The organism is Hasllibacter halocynthiae (assembly GCF_003003095.1).
GTDB classification, from domain to species: Bacteria; Pseudomonadota; Alphaproteobacteria; order Rhodobacterales; family Rhodobacteraceae; genus Hasllibacter; species Hasllibacter halocynthiae.
The window spans coordinates 605060-626560 of sequence record NZ_PVTT01000001.1 but is presented as its reverse complement, the minus strand read 5'-3'; the positions used below and the strand labels follow the sequence as shown (position 1 = coordinate 626560).

The window sequence follows — 21501 nt, the reverse complement described above, 5'->3', positions numbered from 1 at the left end:
GTCAGCCCAGCAGCGTCATCAGCGTCAGCAGGGCGGCGATGCCGATCACCATCCCGAACGCGTAGTGGAAGAGGTACCCGGACTGCGCCCGCCCGGCGAGGCGGGTGAAGAAGGGCACGATCCCCAGCGCCACGCCGTTGACGGTCCCGTCGATCGCCGCCCCGTCGCCCTTCTTCCAGAAGAACCGGCCCAGCCACAGCGCCGGCCGCACGAAGAGGAAGTCGTAGATCTCGTCGAAGTACCACTTGTTCAGCAGGAACAGGTAGATCGGCCGGTTCGCGGCGGCGATCCTCGCTGGCAGCTCGGGCCGGCGGATGTAGAGCAGCCAAGCCGGCACCAGCCCCAGCAGCATCGCCACGAAGGGCGACAGCTTGACCCAGTAGGGAACATGGTGCGCGCCGTCGAGGACCTCGTTGTCCGGCGCCATGTAGATGGCCCCCTGCCCCGGCAGCGCGTGCGTCAGCTCCTCCGCGTCGCTCTCGGCGAGGTCGCTCTCGACCGCCGCCCCCTCGGCGGGGGGCTCGGCAGCCTCGGCGTGGTGCGCGGGGATGCCGAAATGCTTCGCCACCGCGTCGTGGTCCCCGAAATAGGGCTTGTAGAACGCCATGCCCGCGACCACCGCGCCGACCGACAGCACGCCCAGCGGGACCAGCATGGTCCAGGGGCTCTCGTGCGCGTGCTCGTGGGTCTTGGCGTTGCCCCGCGGCGCGCCGAAGAAGGTCAGGAACATCAGACGCCACGAGTAGAACGAGGTCAGCGTCGCCGCCACCAGCAGCGCCCAGAAGGCGAAGGTCGCGTGGGCGGCCCCCTCGACCTGCGCGGCGGCGAAGACGCTCTCCACGATGGCGTCCTTCGACACGAAGCCCGCGAAGCCCACCGGGAAGCCGATATAGAGCAGCGGCACCCCCACCCCCGTGATCGCCAGCGTGCCGATCATCATCGCCCAGAAGGTCAGCGGCATCCTGCGGCGCAGCCCGCCGTAGTTCCGCATGTCCTGCTCGTGGTGCATCCCGTGGATGACCGACCCCGCCCCCAGGAACAGCAGCGCCTTGAAAAAGGCGTGCGTCAGCAGATGGAACATGGCGACCGAATAGACCCCGACGGCGGCGGCGACGAACATGTACCCCAGCTGCGAGCAGGTCGAGTACGCGATCACCCGCTTGATGTCCGTCTGCACGAGGCCGACCGTCGCGGCGTAGAACGCCGTCAGCGCGCCCAGCACGGTGACGAACACCATGGCCGAATCCGCGTACTCCATGATCGGGGACATCCGGCACAGCAGGAAGACCCCCGCCGTCACCATGGTCGCCGCGTGGATCAGGGCCGAGACCGGGGTCGGCCCCTCCATCGCGTCGGGCAGCCACGTGTGCAGCAGAAGCTGCGCCGACTTGCCCGCGGCCCCCCCGAAGAGGAGGATCGCGATCACCTCCAGCGCGGGCCAGTCGGTCCAGAGGAAGCGGATCGTCTCGTCCCGCGCGAGGGGGACCGCCTCGAAGATCGCCTGCAGGCTGACCGTGTCGAAGACCACGTAGATCGCGAAGATGCCCAGGAGGAAGGCGAAGTCCCCGACCCGGTTCACGACGAAGGCCTTCATCGCGGCGGCGTTCGCGCTGCGCTTGCGGAAGTAGAACCCGATCAGGAGGTAGGAGGCGAGGCCCACCCCCTCCCAGCCGAAGAAGATCTGCACGAGGTTGTCGCCCGTCACCAGCATCAGCATCGCGAAGGTGAAGAACGACAGGTACGCGAAGAACCGCGGGCGGTAGCTCTCGCCCTCGCGGAAGTTCTCGTCGTGTGCCATGTACCCGAAGCTGTAGAGGTGGACGAGCGCCGAGACCGTCGTGATGACGATCAGCATCGTCGCCGTCAGCCGGTCCATGCGGATCGACCAGTCGGCCGCCATCGTCCCGCTCTCGATCCAGGTCATCAGCGTGAGGGTCTGCGTGACGCCGTCATGGGTGAGGTAGACCGCCCATGACAGGATCGCGGCGAGGAACATCAGCGCCGTGGCGAACCACTGGGCCCCGGCCTCGCCTATCGCGCGCCAGCCGAAGCCGCAGACGATGGCGCCCAGAAGGGGCGCGAACAGGATGATCGTCGCCATTGTCTCAGCGCTCCCTCGAATCCGCGCCTCTAGTCACGGGGATTGAGACTACCCGCAAGAGGTTGACAGTCCGTTGCCCCACCGCGCGCTAGCCCTTCATCACGTTGACGTCCTCGACGTCGATCGTGCCGCGGTTGCGGAAGAAGCAGACCAGGATCGCCAGCCCGATTGCGGCCTCGGCGGCGGCGACTGTCAGCACGAAGAGGGTGAAGACCTGTCCCTGCAAGTCGTTGTGGAAGGTCGAGAATGCGACGAAGTTCACGTTCACCGCCAGCAGCATCAGCTCGATGCTCATCAGCATGACGATGACGTTCTTGCGGTTCAGGAACAGCCCGAAGATGCCCGTCACGAACAGGACCATCCCGACCGCCAGATAATGTCCGATGCCGATCATCCCGGCCCCCTTCGTTAACGCACCGCGCGGTGCGTCCCGATTTCCTCAACCCAGGCCCTGCCCCGGCTTCACGTCGATCACGGCCATCGCCTTCTTCGGGTCGCGCGACATCTGCAGCATCACGTTCTGGCGCTTCACGTCCTGGCGGTGCCGCAGCGTCAGCACGATCGCCCCGATCATCGCGACCAGCAGAACGAGGCCCGCCATCTGGAAGGCCAGGAAGTACTCGTCGTAGAGGATCTGACCGATGGCGGCCGTGTTCTGGATCAGCGTCGCGTCCGGCACCGGCGCGCGCGCCAGCTCGGGCGCGGTGGGCGCGGCGTGCCAGTCCCCGAACGCGATCCCGAGCTGCAGCAGGATCACCAGCCCGATCAGCAGCCCCACGGGCAGCAGGCGCGACGTCTCGGCCCGCAGGGCCGAGAAGTCCACGTCAAGCATCATCACGACGAAGAGGAACAGCACCGCGACCGCGCCGACGTAGACGATCACCAGCAGCATGGCGACGAACTCCGCCCCGGCCAGCACGAAGAGGCCCGCGGCGCTGATGAAGCTCAGGATCAGCCACAGCACGCTGTGCACCGGGTTGCGCCCCAGCACCGTCCCCAGCCCCCCCACGATCGAGAGGAGGGCGAAGAGGTAGAAGAAGATCACGGCGGCCATGCGGCCCTCCTCAGCGGTAGGGAGCGTCCAGCTCGAGGTTGCGGGCGATCTCGGCCTCCCAGCGCTCGCCGTTCGCCAGAAGCCGCTCCTTGTCGTAGAACAGCTCCTCGCGCGTCTCGGTCGAGTACTCGAAATTCGGCCCCTCGACGATGGCGTCGACCGGGCATGCCTCCTGGCAGAAGCCGCAGTAGATGCACTTCGTCATGTCGATGTCGTAGCGGATCGTCCGGCGCGAGCCGTCCTCGCGCGGCTCGGCGTCGATGGTGATCGCCTGCGCGGGGCAGATCGCCTCGCAGAGCTTGCAGGCGATGCACCGCTCCTCGCCGTTGGGATAGCGGCGCAGGGCGTGCTCGCCCCGGAATCGGGGGCTCAGCGGGCCCTTCTCGTGCGGGTAGTTCACCGTCGCCTTCGGCCGGAAGAAATACTTCAGCCCGAGGCCCAGACCCTTCCAGAAGTCGAACAACAAGAAGTACTTGGCCGCCCGCCCGTAGTCGATGGATTGCGTCGTCATGACCTGCCTCCCGAACGGTTGCGGTCCTCGTGATGTGGGGCGCGGCGCATCAGTTTACCACCAGGGGGATCGCCTCGGGCCAGCGGGCCCAGAACCCGTCCAGCACCCGGTAGCGGGCCAGGAATGCGACGATCACGACCCAGGCCAGGGACAGCGGCAGGAACACCTTCCAGCCGATCCGCATCAGCTGGTCGTAGCGGTAGCGCGGCACCACCGCCTTGACCATCGAGAACATGAAGAAGCACAGCCCGATCTTCAGCACCATCCACCACGCCCCGTCCGGCAGGAACGGCACCGGCGACAGCCAGCCCCCGAAGAACAGGACCGAGATCAGCGCGCACATGAAGACCATGGCCGCGTACTCGCCGATCATGAAGAGCAGGAAGGGCGTCGAGGAGTACTCCACCTGATAGCCCGCGACCAGCTCGGACTCGGCTTCGGGCAGGTCGAATGGCGCGCGGTTCGTCTCCGCCAGGGCGCTGATGAAGAACAGCGCCACCATCGGCAGGTGCGGCAGCCAGTACCAGGACAGGAGGCCCGCCCCGCGCTGCGCCTCGACGATATGCGTCAGGTTCAGCGACGCGGTCGAGATGATGACCCCCACCAGGATCAGCCCGATCGACACCTCGTAGGAGATCATCTGCGCCGCCGACCGCAGCGAGCCCAGGAACGGGTACTTCGAGTTCGAGGCCCAGCCACCCATGATCACGCCGTAGACCTCGAAGGACGAGATCGCGAAGATGTAGAGGATGGCGACGTTGATGTCGGCCAGCACCCAGCCCTCGTCGAACGGGATCACCACCCACAGCATCAGCGCCAGCGTGAAGCTCAGCATCGGCGCGAGGAAATAGACGGGCTTGTCGGCCCCGGCGGGCACGACGACCTCCTTCAGGGCGTACTTGAAGAAGTCCGCGAAGGATTGCAGCAGCCCGAACGCGCCGACCACGTTCGGTCCCTTGCGCATCTGCACCGCCGCCCAGATCTTCCGGTCCGCGTAGAGCAGCACGGCAAGGCTCAGCAGCAGCAGCACGACCAGCAGCAGCGACTGCAGCAGCGCCAGCAGCGCGAGCCCTGCGCCCGTGGCCCAGAAGGGCGATTCGATCAGGATCATGCTGTCCTCATACGGTCGGTATCCCGCGGGCCTGGCAGTCCCGCACCGTCACCTCGGCGTCGATGGTCCGCGCGCCGCGCGGCAGGCCGGGCGAGATGACGTAAACAGCATCCCCGAACCAGGTGCCACCCCGTTCGGCCGCCTGCGTGCGCACTTGCCGCGCGAAGGCGTAGCCCCGGATCAGGGCGTACTGCGCCGCGGCGCAGCGGGCGTAGGCGTCGACGTCCTCCGGCCCCGCGCCGCCCCGCATCTCGACGAGGAACTGCGTCAGGTCGTCGTCCAGCAGACGCGTCTCGATCCCGACGTGCACGGGCTCCGTTACCGCGCCCCTCGGCGCCCCGCCGGCGGCGCATCCGGCAAGGAGGGCTATCGCCACGGCCCCGCGCACTACTCGGCCGCGATGGGCGGCGCCTCGCGCCGCGCCTTCCGGTTCGCGGACAGCTCGGCCATGACCTCCGACGCGCGGGCGATCGGGTTCGTCATGTAGAAGTCGGCGATCAGGTTCACGAGGCGCACGTCCGTGACCTCGCCCCCCGGCTCGACGGGCGCGCGCACGCTCTCGGTGACCTCGTTCACCCGCCCCAGGACGGGATGCGCCTTCACCAGCGCCTGCCTGAGCTGGGGCAGCGAATCGTAGGGCAGCACCTCCCCCATCTCGCCGGAGGCGGCGCGCAGGATGGCCCAGTTCTCCTTGGCGTCTCCCGGCGGGAAGCTCGCGCGGAAGGCCAGCTGCGGGCGACCTTCGGTGTTCACGAAAAGCCCGTTCTCCTCCGTGTAGGCGGCTGCCGGCAGGATCACGTCCGCCCGGTGCGCGCCCCGGTCCCCGTGGCTGCCCTGATAGATCACGAACGCCCCCGGCGGCACGTCGATCTCGTCCGCGCCGAGGTTCCAGACGACCTGAGCACCCAACGCCGCCTCGATCCCGCCTTCGCAGGTAGCGCCGACGTCCATGGCGCCCACGCGGGCGGCGGAATGATGCAAGATCAGCACTTTGCCGTCGCCCGCCGCCTCCAGCGCGGCGGCGAGTATGGCCTTCCCGTCGGGCCGCGCCAGCGCGCCCATGCCGATCACGAACACGCCGCCGCCGTCCAGCTTCGACACCTCGCGGGGATCGTCGCCCCGTTCCTCCACGTCGTAGCCCAGGTCCGCCGCCATCCCCAGCCGCTCGACGGTGGCGCCGCGCAGCCACGCCTTGCGGATGCGTGCGTTCAGGACGGGCGCCTCCGTGCGGGGGTTGGTGCCGATCAGCACGATCCGATCCGCGTCGTCCAGCTCCTCGATGCGGGCGTCGCCGACATAGGCGCCCCGGTTCCCAGGGATCAGTGCCTCGCCCAGGGTCCGGCACTCGACGATGCCGCCCTGCCCCTCGATCAGCTGCTTCAGCGCGAAGACGGCCTCGACCGGCGCCAGATCGCCAACGATCCCAGACAATTGCGCCGCGCCCTTCATCCGCTCGGCCACGACGGCCAGCGCCTCGGGCCAGGTGGCGGGCCGCAGCCTGCCGCCCTGCCGGATGTAGGGCTTGTCCAGCCGCTGCCGCCTGAGCCCGTCCCAGACGAAGCGCGTCTTGTCCGAGATCCATTCCTCGTTCACGCCGTCATGGTTGACGGGCAGGAAGCGCATCACCTCGCGCCCCTTGGTGTCCACGCGGATGTTGGAGCCCAGCCCGTCCATCACGTCCACCGACTCGGTCTTCGTCAGCTCCCAAGGGCGGGCGGTGAAGGCGTAGGGCTTCGAGACCAGCGCGCCCACGGGGCAGAGGTCGATGATGTTGCCCTGCAGCTCCGAATCGAGCGTCTCGCCCAGGTAGGACGTGATCTCGGCGTCCTCGCCCCGTCCGGTCTGGCCCATCTGGGTGATCCCGGCGACCTCCGTGGTGAAGCGCACGCAGCGGGTGCACGAGATGCAGCGCGTCATGTGCGTCTCGACCAGGGGCCCGAGGTCGAGGTCCACGACCGCGCGCTTCGGCTCGCGATAGCGCGAGAAGTCGACCCCGTAAGCCATCGCCTGGTCCTGAAGGTCGCACTCGCCCCCTTGGTCGCAGATCGGGCAGTCGAGCGGGTGGTTGATGAGCAGGAACTCCATCACCCCCTCGCGGGCCTTCTTCACCATGGGGCTGTTGGTGCGGACCTCCGGCGGCTCGCCGTCCTTGCCCGGCCGCAGGTCCTTCACCTGCATCGCGCATGAGGCTGCGGGCTTCGGCGGCCCGCCCACGATCTCGACAAGGCACATCCGGCAGTTGCCCGCGATCGACAGACGCTCGTGGTAGCAGAAGCGCGGGATCTCGATCCCCGCTTCCTCGCAGGCCTGGATCAGCGTCAGGCGGGGGTCCACCTCGACCGCATTGCCGTCGATGACGATGGTGCGAAGGTCTGACATGCGCGGAAAGGACCCCTTGGCCGGAAGGCGTTCGGCGTCCACCTACGCCGGCCCCGGTAAGCCTTCAAGGGCGCCCGCCGCCGCCCCCCCCGCGACCTATCGGAGCAATCGCCCCACCGCCGTGCCGCCCTCGATCTGGCCGCGCGCGACGGCGCAGTAGCTGGCCTCGTCGCCCTCCTGGACGCCCAGGTCCAGCAGCAGCCGGTGCGCGATGCCGCGGAGCCGCTCCTTCTCGGCGTCGTCGTCGACATAGGCCTCGACCTCCGCGCGGGTGAAGCCGGCGTCCAGCGCCACCTGCGCCGTCTCGCGCAGGTAGCCGATCGCGCGGACCACACGGGCCGAGACGTCGCCGCACTGCTCGCGCAGCTCGTCGGCCATGCCGACGACCAGCAACCGCTCGACCACCTCGGGAATGTCGGACGGCGTCCGGGCGTGGGCCGGAAGGGCCAGCGCGGCGGCGAGGATCGTGGCGGTCAGGATGCGCATGGCGCACCTCCCCTTGCTCGGTTCCGTTCGTGCCCCGAACTGGCCATCGGGGACGGGTCATTCAATGACCCTGCCCCGCCATCCCGCGGCACGACGAGGGCCCGCCGCACCGCGGCGTACGATCAGCGCCGAATGGCCCGCAGCACGGCCCGCAGGGGCGGCAGCCCGGCCAGGGCCAGCGCCATGCCCGCCCCGGCGATCAGGCCGAAGGCCAGCAGGCCCTCCGCCCCTCCTGCGCCAGCAATGCGCCCAGCGTCGCGTTCGTCTCCGGCATTGCATGCCCCTTCCTTCGCCGCCGATGGCACCCCGCAGCGTCGCCCGGCCGAGCCGACGCGCGGCGTGCGACGTCCGGGCTATGGCACCCGGCGGCGGCACGCGATCCCCGCGCCGGGCCGCCCTGTCGCCCGTGATCGCCGCGCCGACGGCCCATGCCGGGGCCGGGCGGGGCGTCCCGCCCGTCCCTTCACTCCGCCGCGAAGGGCACCGGACGGCGGCGCTTGTGGGCGATCCTCTCCTCGATCTCGTCGCGGAAGTGACGGATCAGCCCCTGGATCGGCCAGGCGGCGGCGTCGCCGAGGGCGCAGATCGTGTGCCCCTCGACCTGCTTGGTGACGTCCAGCAGCATGTCGATCTCGGCCGGTTCGGCGTCGCCCTGCACCAGCCGGTCCATGACGCGCATCATCCAGCCGGTGCCCTCGCGGCAGGGGGTGCACTGGCCGCAGCTCTCGTGCTTGTAGAACTTCGACAACCGCCAGATCGCCTTTATGACGTCTGTCGACTGGTCCATGACGATGACGGCGGCGGTGCCCAGGCCCGACTGCCGTTCGCGCAGCCAGTCGAAGTCCATGATCGCCTCGCGCGCCGTGTCCGCCGGCAGCAGCGGCACGGAGGACCCGCCCGGGATCACCGCCTTGAGGTTGTCCCAGCCGCCCCGGATGCCGCCGCAATGCTTGTCGATCAGCTCCTCGAAGGGGATCGACATGGCCTCTTCGACGACGCAGGGCTCGTTCACGTGGCCCGAGATCGCGAAGAGCTTCGTGCCGGTGTTGTTCTTGCGCCCGAAGCCCGCGAACCACTCGCCCCCGCGGCGCAGGATGGTGGGCACGACGGCGATCGATTCGACGTTGTTCACCGTCGTCGGGCAGCCGTAGAGGCCCGCGCCCGCCGGGAAGGGCGGCTTCATGCGCGGCATGCCCTTCTTGCCCTCGAGGCTCTCCAGCAGCGCCGTCTCCTCGCCGCAGATGTAGGCGCCGGCGCCGTGCACGAGATAGAGGTCGAAATCCCATCCCGTCTGGGCCGCATTCGCGCCCAGCAGCCCGGCGTCGTAGCACTCGTCGATGGCGGCCTGCAGGGCCTCGCGCTCGCGGATGTACTCGCCCCGGATGTAGATGTAGCAGGCGTTCGCGCCCATGCAGAAGGACGCGATCAGGCATCCCTCGATCAGGGTGTGCGGGTCGTGCCGCATGATCTCGCGGTCCTTGCAGGTCCCCGGCTCGGACTCGTCGGCGTTCACCACGAGGTAGTGCGGCCGTCCGTCCGATTCCTTGGGCATGAACGACCATTTCAGGCCGGTGGGGAAGCCCGCCCCGCCCCGGCCCCGCAGGCCGGAGGTCTTCATCTCCTCGATGATGGCGTCCCTGCCCCTGGCGACGATGCCCTTCGTGTCGTCCCACTGCCCGCGCGATCTCGCCCCCGCGAGCGAGCGGTCGTGCATCCCGTAGAGGTTCGTGAAGATCCGGTCCTTGTCGGCGAGCATCACCGCCCCTCCTGATCCAGTTCGCGGCCCTTGCGCCACACGCGCCAGACGACCGCAAGGGCCCAAATGAACGCGGCGACGGCCGCGAGGTCGAAGACGAGGGCATAGCCCCCCGGCATCCCCATCTCGCGCCCGAGCATGTTCAGCCCGAACCAGATAACCATCGTCCCCGCCATGACGAGTGCGGCAGATCGCGCCTGCCGCGCCAGGGCCAGGCGCTCGGGGCCGTATTCGCGCCGGACGGATGGGGGGGGGCCTTGGCCCGTGGAAGGTGCCCCGGCCCGCCTGGCCCTCGCCCGCCTGACCTGCCGGGACTCCGCCATGGATCAGGCCGCCGGATCGCTGCCCGCGGCCAAGGTGCGGGACTGGCCGACCCAGTCGTCGCGGCTGACGCGGCCCTTGAACCCTTCGATGTTGGCGTCGGCCCAGGCGATCTCGTCGCTGCCCCAGGCGGCGATCTGGTCGAAGTGGTAGATGCCCATGCCGTTCAGCATCGCCTCCAGCTTCGGGCCGACCCCCTTGATCATCTTCAGGTCGTCCGCGCCGCCCGCCCGCGCGCCCTCGATGGCGCCGGGGGCGCGGCCCGTGGCCATCTCGCCGGCGAACGCGGCGCGCGCGTCCTCGCGGCTCTCTCCGGCGGGGGCGGCGTCCACGGCGGGCATCATCGGGTCCGCCCCGCCCGGATCGCCGCCGCCGGCCTCCGCGCCGAAGGCCGCGCGGGCATCGGCGCGATCCGCGGCTGCGCCCGCACCCGGGGCGGGCATCATGGGATCGACGCCCCCCGGATCGCCGCCGCCTGCTTCCGCCTCGAAGGCGGCGCGGGCGTCGTCGCGGGCCGCCGGGTCGGGCTTCGTCGGCGCCGGCATCATGGGATCGACGCCGCCGGGATCGCCGCCGCCGGCTTCCTCGGCGTGATGGGCGGTCGCGGCAGGCGGCACCTTCTTCGCCTGCGGCTTCTCGTCGTGGGGGACGCCCTCGCTGGCGACGGTGCCGCCGTCGAGCGCGCCCTTCCGGGGCACCTCCGGCGCGAGCGGGGCCGACTCCGCCGTCTCGATGGCCTTGCCACGCTCCGCCAGCGCGTCGACCGCCCCCTCGCTCGAGCCGCCCGCCGGCGGACCGACGTCGCCCGCGCCCGGCAGGGGCATCTCCGCCGGATCGAGGGGGGAACGGCGGGCCGCGTCGGCCGGAACCGCCACGGACGGCGCGCTGGCCGTTCCTGCGGAGGTCACGGCGGCGGCGGTGGTCGTCCCCTCGCCCAGGTGGCGGCCGACGGCCGCGCCCTCCGCGCTCGCGGGCGGGGCGCTGCGGGTGTCGTTCAGCGGCTCGAATGCGTCCGCGCTCTCGGCCGCGGGGGGGTTCGGGGCCCGCAGCATCACGAGAAGAACGACGAACACCACCGAGGCGATCAGCGCCGCGATGCCGAGCGCGCCGATCCACGACCAGTCGTCGTACATGACGAGAAGGACCGTCGCCGCGATCACGCCCACCATCAGGGCGAAGAGCGACGCCGGAAAGAGGGCGCTGGGCGAGTTTCGGTGCTTCGTCGGCATGGCGGGATCCCCGTTTCGTGCGGTATCTGCGTCTTGTGACGTCCCTACCTAGCGCAACTGCGGCGCGAAGTCCCGCCCCCGTGCGGTGCGGGCGCGCCGGCCGGCCGTCACCCCGCCAGCGCCCTCGCCTGCCCCACCCAGTCGTCGCGGGTCACGCGGCCTTGGAAACCCCGGAGGTTGCGGTCCATCCAGGCCACCTCCTCCGGTCCCCAGGCGGCGATCTGGTCGAAGTGATAGACCCCGAGGTCGTGGAGCATGGCCTCCAGCTTCGGGCCGATCCCCCCGATCCGCTTGAGGTCGTCGGGACCGCCCTCCCTCGGCTCGTCCAGACCCGAAGGGCGCGTGCCGATCGGGGCCTCGTCCGTGGGAAGGGGGCGCCTCGTCTCGGCGGGGGGCGTCTCCGGGACGCTCTCGGGCGCGTCGGCGCCGCCGTGCGGACCGGGTCCCTCCGTGCCGGCGTCGCCTTCGGCGTCCGGCGCGGGGTGCGCCGCCGGCCGGTCGCGATCGGGCTCGCGGACCGGCGCGGGCTCGTCGTCGCCCTCGGCCGGGGTGACGCCGCCGGAAGGGCCGTCCGCCGCCGCGGCGTTGCCCGTGGTCACGCCGCCGCGCGTCTCGGCGCCGTCCGGAACGTCCCGACCCGTCAGCCCTTCGGCGACCGGGCCGGCATCCTCGGGCTTCGTCTCGGCCACGGTGGGCTCGGCGCCGACGACCGCCTGCCGTCCGACGCGCGGGTCGTCGCCCGCCGTGGCGCCGGACTGCGCGGCCTCGGCCGGCTCGCTCTCGCGGGGGCGGGCGGTCGACACGGCGTCGCCCTCGCCCTTCCGGTAATGCGTGCCGTCGACCGGGGCGTCCGACAGCTCGGCCGCCTCGGGCTCGTCCTCCGGGCCCGATCCGGGCGCGCCGCCTTCGGCCTGCGAGGGGCCCGCCCCGGGGCTGGTCAGGGGGTCGCGCTCGGGGTGGGCGGCGCCGTCGGGCTCGGGCTTGCGCCAGGGCGCGCTCAGCGGCACCTCCGTGCCGTCGATCCGCTTCAGCGTGTCCCCGATCTCCGTCGCCAGGGTGACGGAGGCGTTGTGGTCGTAGCGCTCGCCGTCACGCTCGCCCAGCGAGGTCAGGCCCATCATCGGCTCGGACGCGAAGCGCGCGGATTGCGGCCCCGGCTGGGGCACCTCGCCCGCCGCCATGCGCCGCAGGAGGTCGCGCAGGATGTCCGCGGTGAGATCCTCGTAGTAGTCCTTGCCGATCTGGGCCATCGGCGCGTTGGCGCAGGCGCCGAGGCACTCGACCTCCTCCCAGGAGAAGTCGCCCGAGGCGGAGAGCTGGTGGGGCCTCGGCGCGATCTCCTCCTTGCAGACGGCGATCAGGTCCTCGGCCCCGCAGATCATGCAGGAGGTGGTGCCGCAGACCTGCACGTGCGCCACGCGGCCCACGGGCTGAAGCTGGAACATGAAGTAGAAGGTCGCCACCTCGAGCCCCCGGATGAAGGCCATGTCGAGCATCTCGCACACGTGCTCGATCGCGGGGCGCGAGAGCCACCCCTCCTGCTCCTGCGCGCGCCAGAGGAGGGGGATGATCGCGGAGGCCTGCCGGCCCGGGGGGTACTTGGTGATCTGCGCCTCGGCCCATTCCTGGTTGGCGGGCGTGAAGGCGAAACCCTCGGGCTGGTCGTGGTAGAGGCGGCGGAGCATGGGGGTCCCTCGTGCGGAGTCGGGCGCAGATAGGGCGGCCCGGGCACGGGGTTCAACCCGGCGCGGGCATAGGCCGCATGGCGAAGGCGCCGCCCCCGCCATGCGCGACCCTCACCGGTCGATCTCGCCGAACACCACGTCGAGCGTGCCGATGATGGCCGCCACGTCGGCGAGCTGGTGGCCCCGGCAGATGTGGTCCATCGCCTGAAGGTGCAGGTAGCCCGGCGCGCGCAGCTTGGCGCGGTAGGGCTTGTTGGTCCCGTCGGCGACGAGATAGACCCCGAACTCGCCCTTCGGGGCCTCGACGGCGGCGTAGACCTCGCCCGCAGGGACGTGGAAGCCCTCGGTGTAGAGCTTGAAGTGATGGATCAGGCTTTCCATCGACGTCTTCATGTCGCCGCGCTTGGGGGGCGTGATCTTGCCGCGCGCCAGGACGTCGCCCTGCCCCTCGGGCGCGCGCAGCTTGGCGACGGCCTGCTTCATGATGCGGGCGGACTGGCGCATCTCCTCCATGCGGACGAGGTAGCGGTCGTAGCAGTCGCCGTTCCGGCCGACGGGGATGTCGAACTCGAACTCGTCGTAGAGCTCGTAGGGCTGGGCCCGGCGCAGGTCCCAGGCCATGCCCGAGCCGCGCACCATCACGCCCGAGAAGCCCCAGTCGAGGGCCTCCTGCTCACTCACGATGCCGATGTCGGCGTTGCGCTGCTTGAAGATGCGGTTCTCGGTCAGAAGGCCGTCGATGTCGTCCAGGACCTTGGGGAAGGCGTCGCACCAGGCGTCGATGTCCTCCAGCAGCTCGGGCGGAAGGTCTTGGTGGACGCCGCCGGGGCGGAAGAAGGCCGCGTGGAGCCGCCCGCCGGAAGCACGCTCGTAGAAGATCATCAGCTTCTCGCGCTCCTCGAAGCCCCAGAGGGGCGGGGTCAGCGCGCCGATGTCGAGGGCCTGCGTCGTGACGTTGAGGAGGTGCGACAGGATGCGCCCGATCTCGCAGTAGAGGACGCGGATCAGCGAGGCGCGGCGCGGGATCTCCGTGCCGGTCAGCCGCTCGATCGCCAGGCACCAGGCATGCTCCTGGTTCATGGGGGCGACGTAGTCGAGGCGGTCGAAATAGGGCAGATTCTGCAGGTAGGTGCGCGACTCCATCAGCTTCTCGGTGCCGCGGTGCAGCAGGCCGATATGGGGGTCGCACCGTTCGACGATCTCGCCGTCGAGCTCGAGCACGAGGCGCAGGACCCCATGCGCCGCAGGGTGTTGCGGGCCGAAGTTGATGTTGAAGTTGCGGATCTTCTGCTCGCCCGTGGCGGCGTCCTCGAAGCCCCGCGCGGTGGTCAGGTCGCCGTCCATCACGCCTTCTCCTCCTCCGCCTTGTCGTCGCCCGGCAGGACGTAGTCGGCGCCCTCCCAGGGGGACATGAAGTCGAACTGCCGGTACTCCTGCACGAGGTTCACCGGCTCGTAGACCACGCGCTTGAGGGTCTCGTCGTAGCGGACCTCCGTGTAGCCGGTGGTCGGGAAGTCCTTCCGCAGGGGATGCCCGCGGAAGCCGTAGTCCGTCAGGATGCGCCTCAGGTCAGGGTGTCCGCTGAACATCAGCCCGAACAGGTCGAACACCTCGCGCTCGAACCAGTCGGCGGACGGGAACACGTCCGTCAGCGACGGGACGAGATCGTCCTCGCGCGCCTGGATGCGGACGCGGATGCGATGGTTCAGGTACATCGACAGGAAGTGGTACACCACGTCGAACCGCTTCTCGCGGCCGGGGTGGTCGACCGCGGTGATGTCCACCAGCGTCGAGAAGCGGGTCTGGTCGTCGCGCTTGAGGAAGTCGACGAACCCGGGCAGCGAGGAGAGCGTCGCCTCGATCGTCAGCTCGCCCAGCCGGACATCGCGTCCCAGCACGCAGTCGGGGCGCCTGGCCTCGACGTACTCGCCCAGCTCGGCCAGCGCGGCCTCGTCACCGCCGCGGGCGGTCACCACCATGCTCATCGCGCGATCGTCCCCGTGCGGCGGATCTTCTTCTGGAGCTGCAGCACGCCATAGAGCAGCGCCTCCGCCGTCGGCGGGCAGCCGGGCACGTAGACGTCCACCGGCACGATCCGGTCGCAGCCCCGCACCACCGAGTAGGAGTAGTGGTAGTACCCGCCCCCGTTCGCGCAGGAGCCCATCGAGATGACGTAGCGCGGCTCGGGCATCTGGTCGTAGACCTTGCGCAACGCGGGCGCCATCTTGTTGGTCAGCGTGCCCGCCACGATCATCAGGTCCGACTGGCGGGGCGAGGCCCGGGGCGCGGCGCCGAAACGCTCGATGTCGTAGCGCGGCATCGAGGTCTGGATCATCTCGACCGCGCAGCAGGCCAGGCCGAAGGTCATCCAGTGAAGGCTGCCGGTGCGGGCCCAATTGATGACGTTCTCGGTCGAGGACAGCAGGAAGCCCTTGTCCTGAAGCTGCCTGTTCAGGGTCTGGGTGCCGTACTCGAGGTCAGCGCCCGCGGTGTTCGCGCCGGTCATCACGCCCATAGCGGATACCCTTTCCTTGATCGGCCCCGACCTATGCGCGCGGCACGGGCGGGTCAACGCGGCGCGACCTTCGGAAGCAGGTCGGTCTTCCCTCCGGCGACGCGGCATCAAGGCCGGGCGCCGCGCCTTAGCGGCCGCGTCACTCCCAGTCGAGCGCGCCCTTCTTCCACTCGTAGGCGAAGCCGATCGTCAGCACGCCGAGAAAGCCCATCATCGACCAGAACGCGACCTCGGACAGATGCGGGAAGGCGACCGCCCAGGGGAAGAGGAACGCCACCTCGAGGTCGAAGATGATGAAGAGGATCGCGACGAGGTAGAACCGAACGTCGAACTTCATGCGCGCGTCGTCGAAGGCGTTGAACCCGCACTCGTAGGCCGACACCTTCTCGGGGTCGGGGTTCTTCACCGCCAGCACCACCGCCGAGAGGACGAGCACGATCCCCAGCGCGATGGCGAGGCCGAGGAAGATGACGATCGGCAGATACTCCCGCAGGAGGGCCTGGTAGGGGCCCATCGTGTCGATCAGGACGACGACCTCGTTCTCCATCGCGGCAACTCCTCTCGCTGCCACCGGCAGTACGGCCGGTCCCGCCGGGGGTCAACGGGGGCGCGGCGCCGTGTTCTACCCCGCCAGCGCCCCCAGAAGCACCGGCGACGGGTCACCCGTGGCGGCCAGCCCGCGCGAACGCTGGAACGCCTCGATCGCGGCCCGGGTGCCGTCGCCGATCACCCCGTCCGCGTTTCCGGCGTCGAACCCGGCGGCGTTCAGACGCTCCTGCAGCGCGATCCGGTCCTCCAGCGTCAGCCCGAACCGGTCCGGCCCGAACGCCGTCCCGAGCGGCCCGCCCCCCGCGATGCGGCCCGCCAGGTAGGCCACGGCGAGCGCGTAGTTGTCCGAGTTGTTGTAGCGCTTGATCGTGCGGAAGTTCGGCCCCGTGGCGAAGGCCGGCCCGCCGGGGTCCGGGCGCAGGCCGGACGCGGCCTCGGACGCGATGGGCGCGCCCCGCCGCCAGCCGGCCTGGGCGAGGTAGTTCGCCGAAGTCGCGAGCGCGTCGGCAGGATCCGCGCCCCAGATGTCGCGCCGCCCGTCGCCGTCGAAGTCCACGGCGGACTGCCGGAAGCTCGTCGGGATGAACTGCGTGTGCCCCATCGCCCCAGCCCAGGAGCCGACCATCCGGTCCGGCGAGACGTCGCCCGCGCCGAGGATCCGCAGCGCCGCGTCGAGCTGACGCTCGAAGAAGGCGCCCCGGCGCCCGTCATAGGCCAGCGTCGAGACGGCCGAGATCACGGGAACCGTGCCCCGCCGCGTGCCGTAGCGGCTCTCGACGCCCCAGATCGCGGCCAGCACCTCGGCCGGGACGCCGTAGCGGGCCTCGACGGCGCGCAGGGTCCGCTCGCGGCGGGCGAAGGCGGCCCGCCCCTCGCGCACCCTCTGCTCGGACGCGACGAGCTGGAGGTAGTCCTCGAAGGAACGGCTGAACTCGGCCTGGTTGCGGTCGCGCTCGATCACCTCGGGCAGGAAGCCCGCCCCGCGGAAGGCGGCGTCGATCGTGGCGGCGGGTATGCCGCGCGCGGCGGCGCGGTCGCGGTAGGCCGCGACCCAGGCGTCCCATCCGGCGTTCGGGACGGCCACGAAGCGCGCCTGCGCCGCGGGGGGCGCCGACGCCGGCACGCCGCCCCCGCCGCACCCGGCCAGCGCGAGCCCCGACAGGACGAAGAGACGGCGGTTCGGCATGGGAAGGTCCTCCTCCGGGCGGACTCTCCCGCCCGCGGGCCCGGCCCGCAACCGGGACGAGGGCGACGCGGCGAACCTCCGCCCGCGGGCGTGGCGCGGATGCGACGGCGGCTCAGCCCGAGAAGTGGCCGCAGCCCTGCTCCATCGTCACGGCGAAGGTGACGCCCCGCATCCGGCTGGCCGCGCCGATCGCGGCGCCGGGGGTCTCGTCGAAGAGGATGCGGATGCCGGCCAGCATCCCTTCGCCCGTCCCCGCGTTCATCCGTTCGGCCATCGGCATCAGCACCTCGGCGCACAGCCCCTCGAAGAGGGCGAGCTTGCCGGCGTCGATCTCGCCGGCGCGCAGGGCGGCGGGCTCGACGGGGATCGCGCTCTCGACGCGCATCTCCAGCGCCCTGCCGGCCGAGGGATCGCGCGGATCGAGGTCCGCGAGGAAGAGGTCCGTCACCTCGACCCGGTTCTCCGCCATCAGCGCCGGGAGCGTCGCGTCCTGCGCGGCCGCCGGCCCCGCAAGAAGCAGCGCCGCGAGCCCCGCCATCGCCTTTCGCATCATGCGCGTCCTCCCTCTGGTGTCCGGCCGACATAGGGCCGGGCCGTCAGCCGCTTGGTCCCGCCGGCGGCCGTCACGGGATCAGCCGCTCGGCGATCGCGACGAGATCCTCGTAGCCGTTGAGCAGCGCCTCGGGCGCCATCCGCTCCACGGCGCGCCCCTCGGGCCCGAAAGCCACGAGGACGCACGGCACCCCGGCCTGGCGCGCAGTCTCGCGGTCCGTCTCCGTGTCGCCCACGAGGAGCGAGCGCGCCACGTCGCCCCCGGCCTCCCCGACCGAAAGCGCGTAGTGGTCGGGATGGGGCTTCCTGACCGCCAGCCGGTCCGCCCCCACGAGCGAATCGAACCGATCCCTCACGCCCTTCCGGCGCAGCAGGGTCTCGGCCAGGCCCTCCGGCTTGTTGGTGCAGATGCCGACGCGCCAGCCGCGGCCGCGCATCTCGTCGACCGCCTCCATGGCGCCGGGATAGATCGTGGTCCGCTCGTCGATCCGCGCCTCGTATCGGTCGAGGAGCGGCTGGAAGAGGGCGTCGACCTCCGCCTCGGTCCAGGCGCCGTTCATCCGCCCGAGCGCGAGGCGGATCATCGCCCGCCCCCCGCGGAACGCGGTCGCCTTGTCCTCCGCCGGGTCCAGCACGTCCGCGCCGACGGCGGCGTTCGCCGCGGCCAGCAGGTCGGCGCCCGTGTCCATCAGCGTTCCGTCGAGGTCCAGGATCACCGTCCGCATGGACGCGCCCCTAGCATGGCGGGCGGCGGGCGCAACGGGCTGAAACATCCCGCGACGGCGCATGTCTTGCCGCCCCCACGGGGCGGGGATACCCCGCGCGGATCACGACGGGGGACGGGCATGGGCGCACGCGAGACGGCACTGATCATCCTGGCGGCGGGCGCCGGCACGCGGATGCGCTCGGCCCTGCCGAAGGTCCTGCACGAGGTCGCGGGCGCCCCGCTCCTCCACCACGCGATGCGCGGCGGCGCGGCGCTGGGGCCGGCCCGGACCGTGGTCGTCACGGGCCACGACGCGGACCTCGTCGCGGCCTCGGCGCGGCTCGTCGATCCCCGCGCCGACGTCGTCCACCAGCCCGAGCGCAAGGGAACGGCCCATGCCGTCGCGCAGGCGGCGCCGGTCCTGGCAGGGTTCGGCGGCGACGCCGTCGTCCTCTATGCCGACACGCCGTTCGTCACGGCGGCCACCCTGCGCCGGATGGTGCGGGCCCGCGACGGGGGCGCCGACCTCGTCGTGCTGGGCTTCGAGGCCGCCGATCCCGGGCGCTACGGCCGGCTCGTGACGGACGGCGACGAGCTGCTCGATATCGTCGAGTATGCCGACGCCGACGAGCGGCAGCGGGCGATCACGCTCTGCAATTCGGGGGTGGTCATGGGGCCCGCACCGCTCCTGCTGGAGCTGGTCGCCGCGGTCGGGAACGACAACGCCGCGGGCGAGCACTACCTGACCGACATCCCCGCCATCGCCCGCCGGCGGGGCTGGTCCGCGCGCGTCGTCCGTTGCGAGGAGGTCGAGACGATGGGCGTCAACTCGCGCCTTGACCTCGCCGCGGCGGAGCGGACGTTCCAGGACGCCGCCCGCCTCCGCGCGCTCGACGAGGGGGTGACGCTCGTCGCGCCCGAGACGGTCCATTTCGCCTACGACACGGCGCTCGCGCCGGACGTCACCGTCGAGCCCAACGTCGTCTTCCGCCCCGGCGTGCGGGTCGAGGGGGGGGCCGTGATCCGCGCCTTCTCGCATCTCGAGGGGTGCACGGTCGCGCCCGGCGCGGTGATCGGCCCGTTCGCCCGGCTGCGGCTCGGCGCGGAGATCGGCCCGAACGCGAGGGTCGGCAACTTCTCCGAGGTGAAGAAGGCCACGCTGGGCGAGGGCGCGAAGGTCAACCACCTCTCCTACGTGGGGGACGCCGAGGTCGGGCCGCGCGCCAATCTCGGCGCAGGCACCGTCACCTGCAACTACGACGGCGTGCACAAGCACCGCACCGTCGTCGGCGCGGACGCGTTCGTCGGCTCGTCCTCGATGCTGGTGGCCCCGGTCACGGTGGGCGAGGGCGCGGTCGTCGGCTCGGGCTCGGTCGTGACCGAGGACGTGCCCCCCGGCGACCTCGCGCTCGGCCGGGGCCGGCAGGTGAACAAGGCGGGCCGCGGCGCGGCCCTCATGGCGCGGCTGCGGCAGTCCAAGCGCCCCTCCTGAAGGAGCTACCCCATGTGCGGCATCATCGGCGTCCTCGGCCGGCATCAGGCGGCCCCGATCATGGTCGAGGCGCTCAAGCGGCTCGAATATCGCGGCTACGACAGCGCCGGGATCGCGACGGTGGACGACGGGCGTCTCGACCGGCGGCGGGCGGTCGGCAAGCTGGCGAACCTCGCCGACCTCCTGGTGACGGACCCCCTGCCCGGCTTCGCGGGCATCGGCCACACGCGCTGGGCCACCCATGGCGCGCCGACCACCTCGAACGCGCACCCGCACCGGACCGGACCCGTCGCGGTCGTCCATAACGGTATCGTCGAGAACTTCCGCGCCCTCCGCGAGGAGCTGGAGGCCGACGGCGCGGCCCTCGAATCCGAGACCGACACCGAGACCGTGGCAGCCCTCGCCGCGCGGCACCTCGCCGCCGGGATGACGCCGGTCGAGGCCGCCTTAGCCACCGTCGACAGGCTGAAGGGGGCCTTCGCCCTTGCCTTCCTCTTCGACGGGCATCCCGACCTGATGGTCGTCGCCCGCCAGGGCAGCCCACTGGCCGTCGGGCACGGGGACGGCGAGATGTTCGTGGGCTCGGACGCCATCGCCCTCGCCCCGCTGACCGACCGGATCACCTATCTCGAGGAGGGGGATCGCGCCGTCGTCACGCGCGCGGGGGCCACGTTCTTCGACGGATCGGGGCGCGAGGTGCGGCGCGCCGAGCAGCGGATCGCCGCCTCGGCCGTGACGGACAAGGGCAACTACAAGCACTTCATGCTGAAGGAGATCCACGAGCAGCCGGCCGTCCTCGCCGACTGCCTGCGCGCCTATGCCGACGGCGGCGCCCTGCGCCTGCCCGAGACGCTGGACTTCCGCGGATGCCGGCGCGTGACAATCGTGGCCTGCGGCACCGCCTACCTCGCCGGCCTCGTGGCCAAGCACTGGATCGAGCGGATGGCGCGCATCCCCGTCGAGGTCGACGTCGCGTCCGAGTTCCGCTACCGCGAGCCGCCCGTTCCCGAAGGGACGACGGCCATCTTCGTCTCGCAGTCGGGCGAGACCGCCGATACCCTGGCCGCGCTTCGCTACATGAAGGGCAAGGCGGACCGGATCGTCGGCGTGGTGAACGTCGCCACCTCGACCATCGCGCGCGAGTCCGACATCGTCCTTCCGATCCATGCGGGGCCGGAGATCGCGGTCGCCTCGACCAAGGGCTTCACCTGCCAGCTGGCCGTGCTGGCGCTGCTGGCGCTGAAGGCCGCGTTCGACCTCCTCGGCCGGGATCCGGCGCCCGACCTCGCGACGCTGGACCGCCTGCCGGGCCTGATGAACGAGGCGCTCGGCGCCGAGCCGGGGATCGAGTCCGCCGCGCAGGAGCTCGCGCTGGCCTCGGACGCCCTCTTCCTCGGCCGCGGCGCGATGAGCGCGCTGGCCCTGGAAGGCGCGCTCAAGCTGAAGGAGCTGAGCTACATCCACGCGGAAGGCTACGCCTCGGGCGAGCTGAAGCACGGGCCCATCGCCCTCGTCGATCGCGACATGCCGGTCATCGTGGTGGCGCCCACCGACCCCCTCCTGGAGAAGACGATCTCGAACATGCAGGAGGTGATGGCCCGCGAGGGGCGCGTCGTCCTGCTGACCGACGCCGCTGGGGCGAAGGCCGCCGGGCAGGGGCCCGTCCGCGTGCTGACAATGCCCGAGGTGCCGGCGATCCTGGCCCCGATGATCTACGCGGTGCCGCTGCAGCTGCTCGCGTACCATACGGCCCGCCTGAAGGGGACGGACGTCGATCAGCCCCGCAACCTCGCCAAGTCCGTGACGGTCGAATAGCATCCTTCGAACGCGCAACCCCCGGTGCGGATGGAAAAATCCCAGGTTCAGGG

General features: G+C 71.1%; 20 protein-coding genes and 1 pseudogene. 2 read left to right on the top strand and 19 right to left on the bottom strand.

Features of this window, described 5'->3' with window-relative positions:
* Nucleotide 1 precedes the first annotated feature (1 nt).
* The 19 genes and pseudogenes from nuoL to BCF33_RS03115 form a co-directional block, all read right to left on the bottom strand.
* On the bottom strand, nt 2–2101 hold the full coding sequence (nuoL, locus tag BCF33_RS03210) for an NADH-quinone oxidoreductase subunit L (RefSeq protein WP_106159469.1): 2100 nt from the start codon (nt 2099–2101) through the stop codon (nt 2–4).
* 88 nt (nt 2102–2189) lie between these two features.
* The gene (gene nuoK, locus BCF33_RS03205; protein ID WP_106159468.1) at nt 2190–2495 is read right to left on the bottom strand and encodes an NADH-quinone oxidoreductase subunit NuoK; all 306 of its coding nucleotides are present in this window, start codon (nt 2493–2495) and stop codon (nt 2190–2192) included.
* Nucleotides 2496–2540: 45 nt separating this feature from the next.
* On the bottom strand, nt 2541–3155 hold the full coding sequence (locus tag BCF33_RS03200; RefSeq protein WP_106159467.1) for an NADH-quinone oxidoreductase subunit J: 615 nt from the start codon (nt 3153–3155) through the stop codon (nt 2541–2543).
* Nucleotides 3156–3165: 10 nt separating this feature from the next.
* On the bottom strand, nt 3166–3666 hold the full coding sequence (gene nuoI / locus BCF33_RS03195) for an NADH-quinone oxidoreductase subunit NuoI (RefSeq protein ID WP_106159466.1): 501 nt from the start codon (nt 3664–3666) through the stop codon (nt 3166–3168).
* Nucleotides 3667–3715: 49 nt separating this feature from the next.
* A complete protein-coding gene (gene nuoH, locus BCF33_RS03190; RefSeq protein WP_106159465.1) occupies nt 3716–4777 on the bottom strand; it encodes an NADH-quinone oxidoreductase subunit NuoH in 1062 nt (353 codons plus the stop codon).
* A 7-nt stretch (nt 4778–4784) separates the two neighbouring features.
* Nucleotides 4785–5165, bottom strand: coding sequence for a hypothetical protein (locus tag BCF33_RS03185; protein WP_106159464.1), 381 nt, complete (start codon nt 5163–5165; stop codon nt 4785–4787).
* Nucleotides 5165–7156, bottom strand: coding sequence for an NADH-quinone oxidoreductase subunit NuoG (gene nuoG, locus BCF33_RS03180; RefSeq protein WP_106160180.1), 1992 nt, complete (start codon nt 7154–7156; stop codon nt 5165–5167). The genes BCF33_RS03185 and nuoG overlap by 1 nt, the downstream gene beginning before the upstream one ends.
* Before the next feature lie 96 nt (nt 7157–7252).
* Nucleotides 7253–7642 (bottom strand): DUF5333 domain-containing protein, encoded by a 390-nt coding sequence (locus BCF33_RS03175; RefSeq protein ID WP_106159463.1) that lies wholly within the window; start codon nt 7640–7642, stop codon nt 7253–7255.
* A 463-nt stretch (nt 7643–8105) separates the two neighbouring features.
* Complete coding sequence (gene nuoF, locus BCF33_RS03165) at nt 8106–9398, bottom strand: NADH-quinone oxidoreductase subunit NuoF (protein ID WP_106159461.1); 1293 nt, start codon at nt 9396–9398, stop codon at nt 8106–8108.
* Nucleotides 9398–9721, bottom strand: a complete 324-nt coding sequence (locus BCF33_RS14425; RefSeq protein ID WP_158259345.1) for a DUF5337 domain-containing protein — start codon at nt 9719–9721, stop codon at nt 9398–9400. The genes nuoF and BCF33_RS14425 overlap by 1 nt, the downstream gene beginning before the upstream one ends.
* A 3-nt stretch (nt 9722–9724) precedes the next feature.
* The gene (locus tag BCF33_RS14215) at nt 9725–10948 is read right to left on the bottom strand and encodes a hypothetical protein (RefSeq protein ID WP_211292353.1); all 1224 of its coding nucleotides are present in this window, start codon (nt 10946–10948) and stop codon (nt 9725–9727) included.
* Nucleotides 10949–11667: 719 nt separating this feature from the next.
* Nucleotides 11668–12633 (bottom strand): annotated as a pseudogene (nuoE, locus tag BCF33_RS14280) (NADH-quinone oxidoreductase subunit NuoE); the annotation flags it as partial.
* Between the two features lie 111 nt (nt 12634–12744).
* Entirely contained in the window at nt 12745–13977 is a 1233-nt protein-coding gene (locus tag BCF33_RS03145) for an NADH-quinone oxidoreductase subunit D (RefSeq protein ID WP_106159460.1), read from the bottom strand.
* Nucleotides 13977–14618 (bottom strand): NADH-quinone oxidoreductase subunit C, encoded by a 642-nt coding sequence (locus tag BCF33_RS03140; protein WP_245883699.1) that lies wholly within the window; start codon nt 14616–14618, stop codon nt 13977–13979. Before BCF33_RS03140 ends, BCF33_RS03145 begins: the two co-directional genes overlap by 1 nt.
* A complete protein-coding gene (locus tag BCF33_RS03135) occupies nt 14615–15139 on the bottom strand; it encodes a NuoB/complex I 20 kDa subunit family protein (RefSeq protein ID WP_170073281.1) in 525 nt (174 codons plus the stop codon). Before BCF33_RS03135 ends, BCF33_RS03140 begins: the two co-directional genes overlap by 4 nt.
* A 148-nt stretch (nt 15140–15287) precedes the next feature.
* Nucleotides 15288–15695 (bottom strand): NADH-quinone oxidoreductase subunit A, encoded by a 408-nt coding sequence (locus BCF33_RS03130; RefSeq protein WP_425432739.1) that lies wholly within the window; start codon nt 15693–15695, stop codon nt 15288–15290.
* A gap of 75 nt (nt 15696–15770) precedes the next feature.
* A complete protein-coding gene (locus BCF33_RS03125) occupies nt 15771–16883 on the bottom strand; it encodes a lytic murein transglycosylase (protein WP_106159457.1) in 1113 nt (370 codons plus the stop codon).
* A 112-nt stretch (nt 16884–16995) separates the two neighbouring features.
* Nucleotides 16996–17436: a hypothetical protein gene (locus BCF33_RS03120; protein ID WP_106159456.1), complete on the bottom strand. Its 441-nt coding sequence runs from the start codon at nt 17434–17436 to the stop codon at nt 16996–16998.
* Nucleotides 17437–17506: 70 nt separating this feature from the next.
* Nucleotides 17507–18160 carry an HAD-IA family hydrolase gene (locus tag BCF33_RS03115; protein ID WP_106159455.1) on the bottom strand — a complete coding sequence of 218 codons (654 nt, stop codon included), beginning with the start codon at nt 18158–18160 and terminating at the stop codon, nt 17507–17509.
* A 120-nt stretch (nt 18161–18280) separates the two neighbouring features.
* Between BCF33_RS03115 and glmU the strand changes: the two genes are divergently transcribed.
* Nucleotides 18281–19633, top strand: coding sequence for a bifunctional UDP-N-acetylglucosamine diphosphorylase/glucosamine-1-phosphate N-acetyltransferase GlmU (glmU, locus tag BCF33_RS03110; protein ID WP_106159454.1), 1353 nt, complete (start codon nt 18281–18283; stop codon nt 19631–19633).
* Between the two features lie 12 nt (nt 19634–19645).
* A complete protein-coding gene (gene glmS, locus BCF33_RS03105) occupies nt 19646–21448 on the top strand; it encodes a glutamine--fructose-6-phosphate transaminase (isomerizing) (RefSeq protein WP_106159453.1) in 1803 nt (600 codons plus the stop codon).
* The last annotated feature ends 53 nt before the right edge of the window (nt 21449–21501 follow it).

Excerpts from the sequence above, each read along its gene's own strand:
- nuoK (WP_106159468.1), bottom strand. The coding sequence starts at position 2,495 with ATGATCGGCATCGGACATTATCTGGCGGTCGGGATGGTCCTGTTCGTG.
- nuoI (WP_106159466.1), bottom strand. The coding sequence starts at position 3,666 with ATGACGACGCAATCCATCGACTACGGGCGGGCGGCCAAGTACTTCTTG.
- BCF33_RS03115 (WP_106159455.1), bottom strand. The coding sequence starts at position 18,160 with ATGCGGACGGTGATCCTGGACCTCGACGGAACGCTGATGGACACGGGC.
- BCF33_RS03130 (WP_425432739.1), bottom strand. The coding sequence starts at position 15,695 with ATGGAGAACGAGGTCGTCGTCCTGATCGACACGATGGGCCCCTACCAG.
- glmU (WP_106159454.1), top strand. The coding sequence starts at position 18,281 with ATGGGCGCACGCGAGACGGCACTGATCATCCTGGCGGCGGGCGCCGGC.
- BCF33_RS03125 (WP_106159457.1), bottom strand. The coding sequence starts at position 16,883 with ATGCCGAACCGCCGTCTCTTCGTCCTGTCGGGGCTCGCGCTGGCCGGG.
- BCF33_RS03120 (WP_106159456.1), bottom strand. The coding sequence starts at position 17,436 with ATGATGCGAAAGGCGATGGCGGGGCTCGCGGCGCTGCTTCTTGCGGGG.
- glmS (WP_106159453.1), top strand. The coding sequence starts at position 19,646 with ATGTGCGGCATCATCGGCGTCCTCGGCCGGCATCAGGCGGCCCCGATC.
- nuoH (WP_106159465.1), bottom strand. The coding sequence starts at position 4,777 with ATGATCCTGATCGAATCGCCCTTCTGGGCCACGGGCGCAGGGCTCGCG.
- nuoF (WP_106159461.1), bottom strand. The coding sequence starts at position 9,398 with ATGCTCGCCGACAAGGACCGGATCTTCACGAACCTCTACGGGATGCAC.
- nuoL (WP_106159469.1), bottom strand. The coding sequence starts at position 2,101 with ATGGCGACGATCATCCTGTTCGCGCCCCTTCTGGGCGCCATCGTCTGC.
- BCF33_RS14425 (WP_158259345.1), bottom strand. The coding sequence starts at position 9,721 with ATGGCGGAGTCCCGGCAGGTCAGGCGGGCGAGGGCCAGGCGGGCCGGG.
- BCF33_RS03140 (WP_245883699.1), bottom strand. The coding sequence starts at position 14,618 with ATGAGCATGGTGGTGACCGCCCGCGGCGGTGACGAGGCCGCGCTGGCC.
- nuoG (WP_106160180.1), bottom strand. The coding sequence starts at position 7,156 with ATGTCAGACCTTCGCACCATCGTCATCGACGGCAATGCGGTCGAGGTG.
- BCF33_RS03200 (WP_106159467.1), bottom strand. The coding sequence starts at position 3,155 with ATGGCCGCCGTGATCTTCTTCTACCTCTTCGCCCTCCTCTCGATCGTG.
- BCF33_RS03135 (WP_170073281.1), bottom strand. The coding sequence starts at position 15,139 with ATGACCGGCGCGAACACCGCGGGCGCTGACCTCGAGTACGGCACCCAG.
- BCF33_RS14215 (WP_211292353.1), bottom strand. The coding sequence starts at position 10,948 with ATGCCGACGAAGCACCGAAACTCGCCCAGCGCCCTCTTTCCGGCGTCG.
- BCF33_RS03175 (WP_106159463.1), bottom strand. The coding sequence starts at position 7,642 with ATGCGCATCCTGACCGCCACGATCCTCGCCGCCGCGCTGGCCCTTCCG.
- BCF33_RS03145 (WP_106159460.1), bottom strand. The coding sequence starts at position 13,977 with ATGGACGGCGACCTGACCACCGCGCGGGGCTTCGAGGACGCCGCCACG.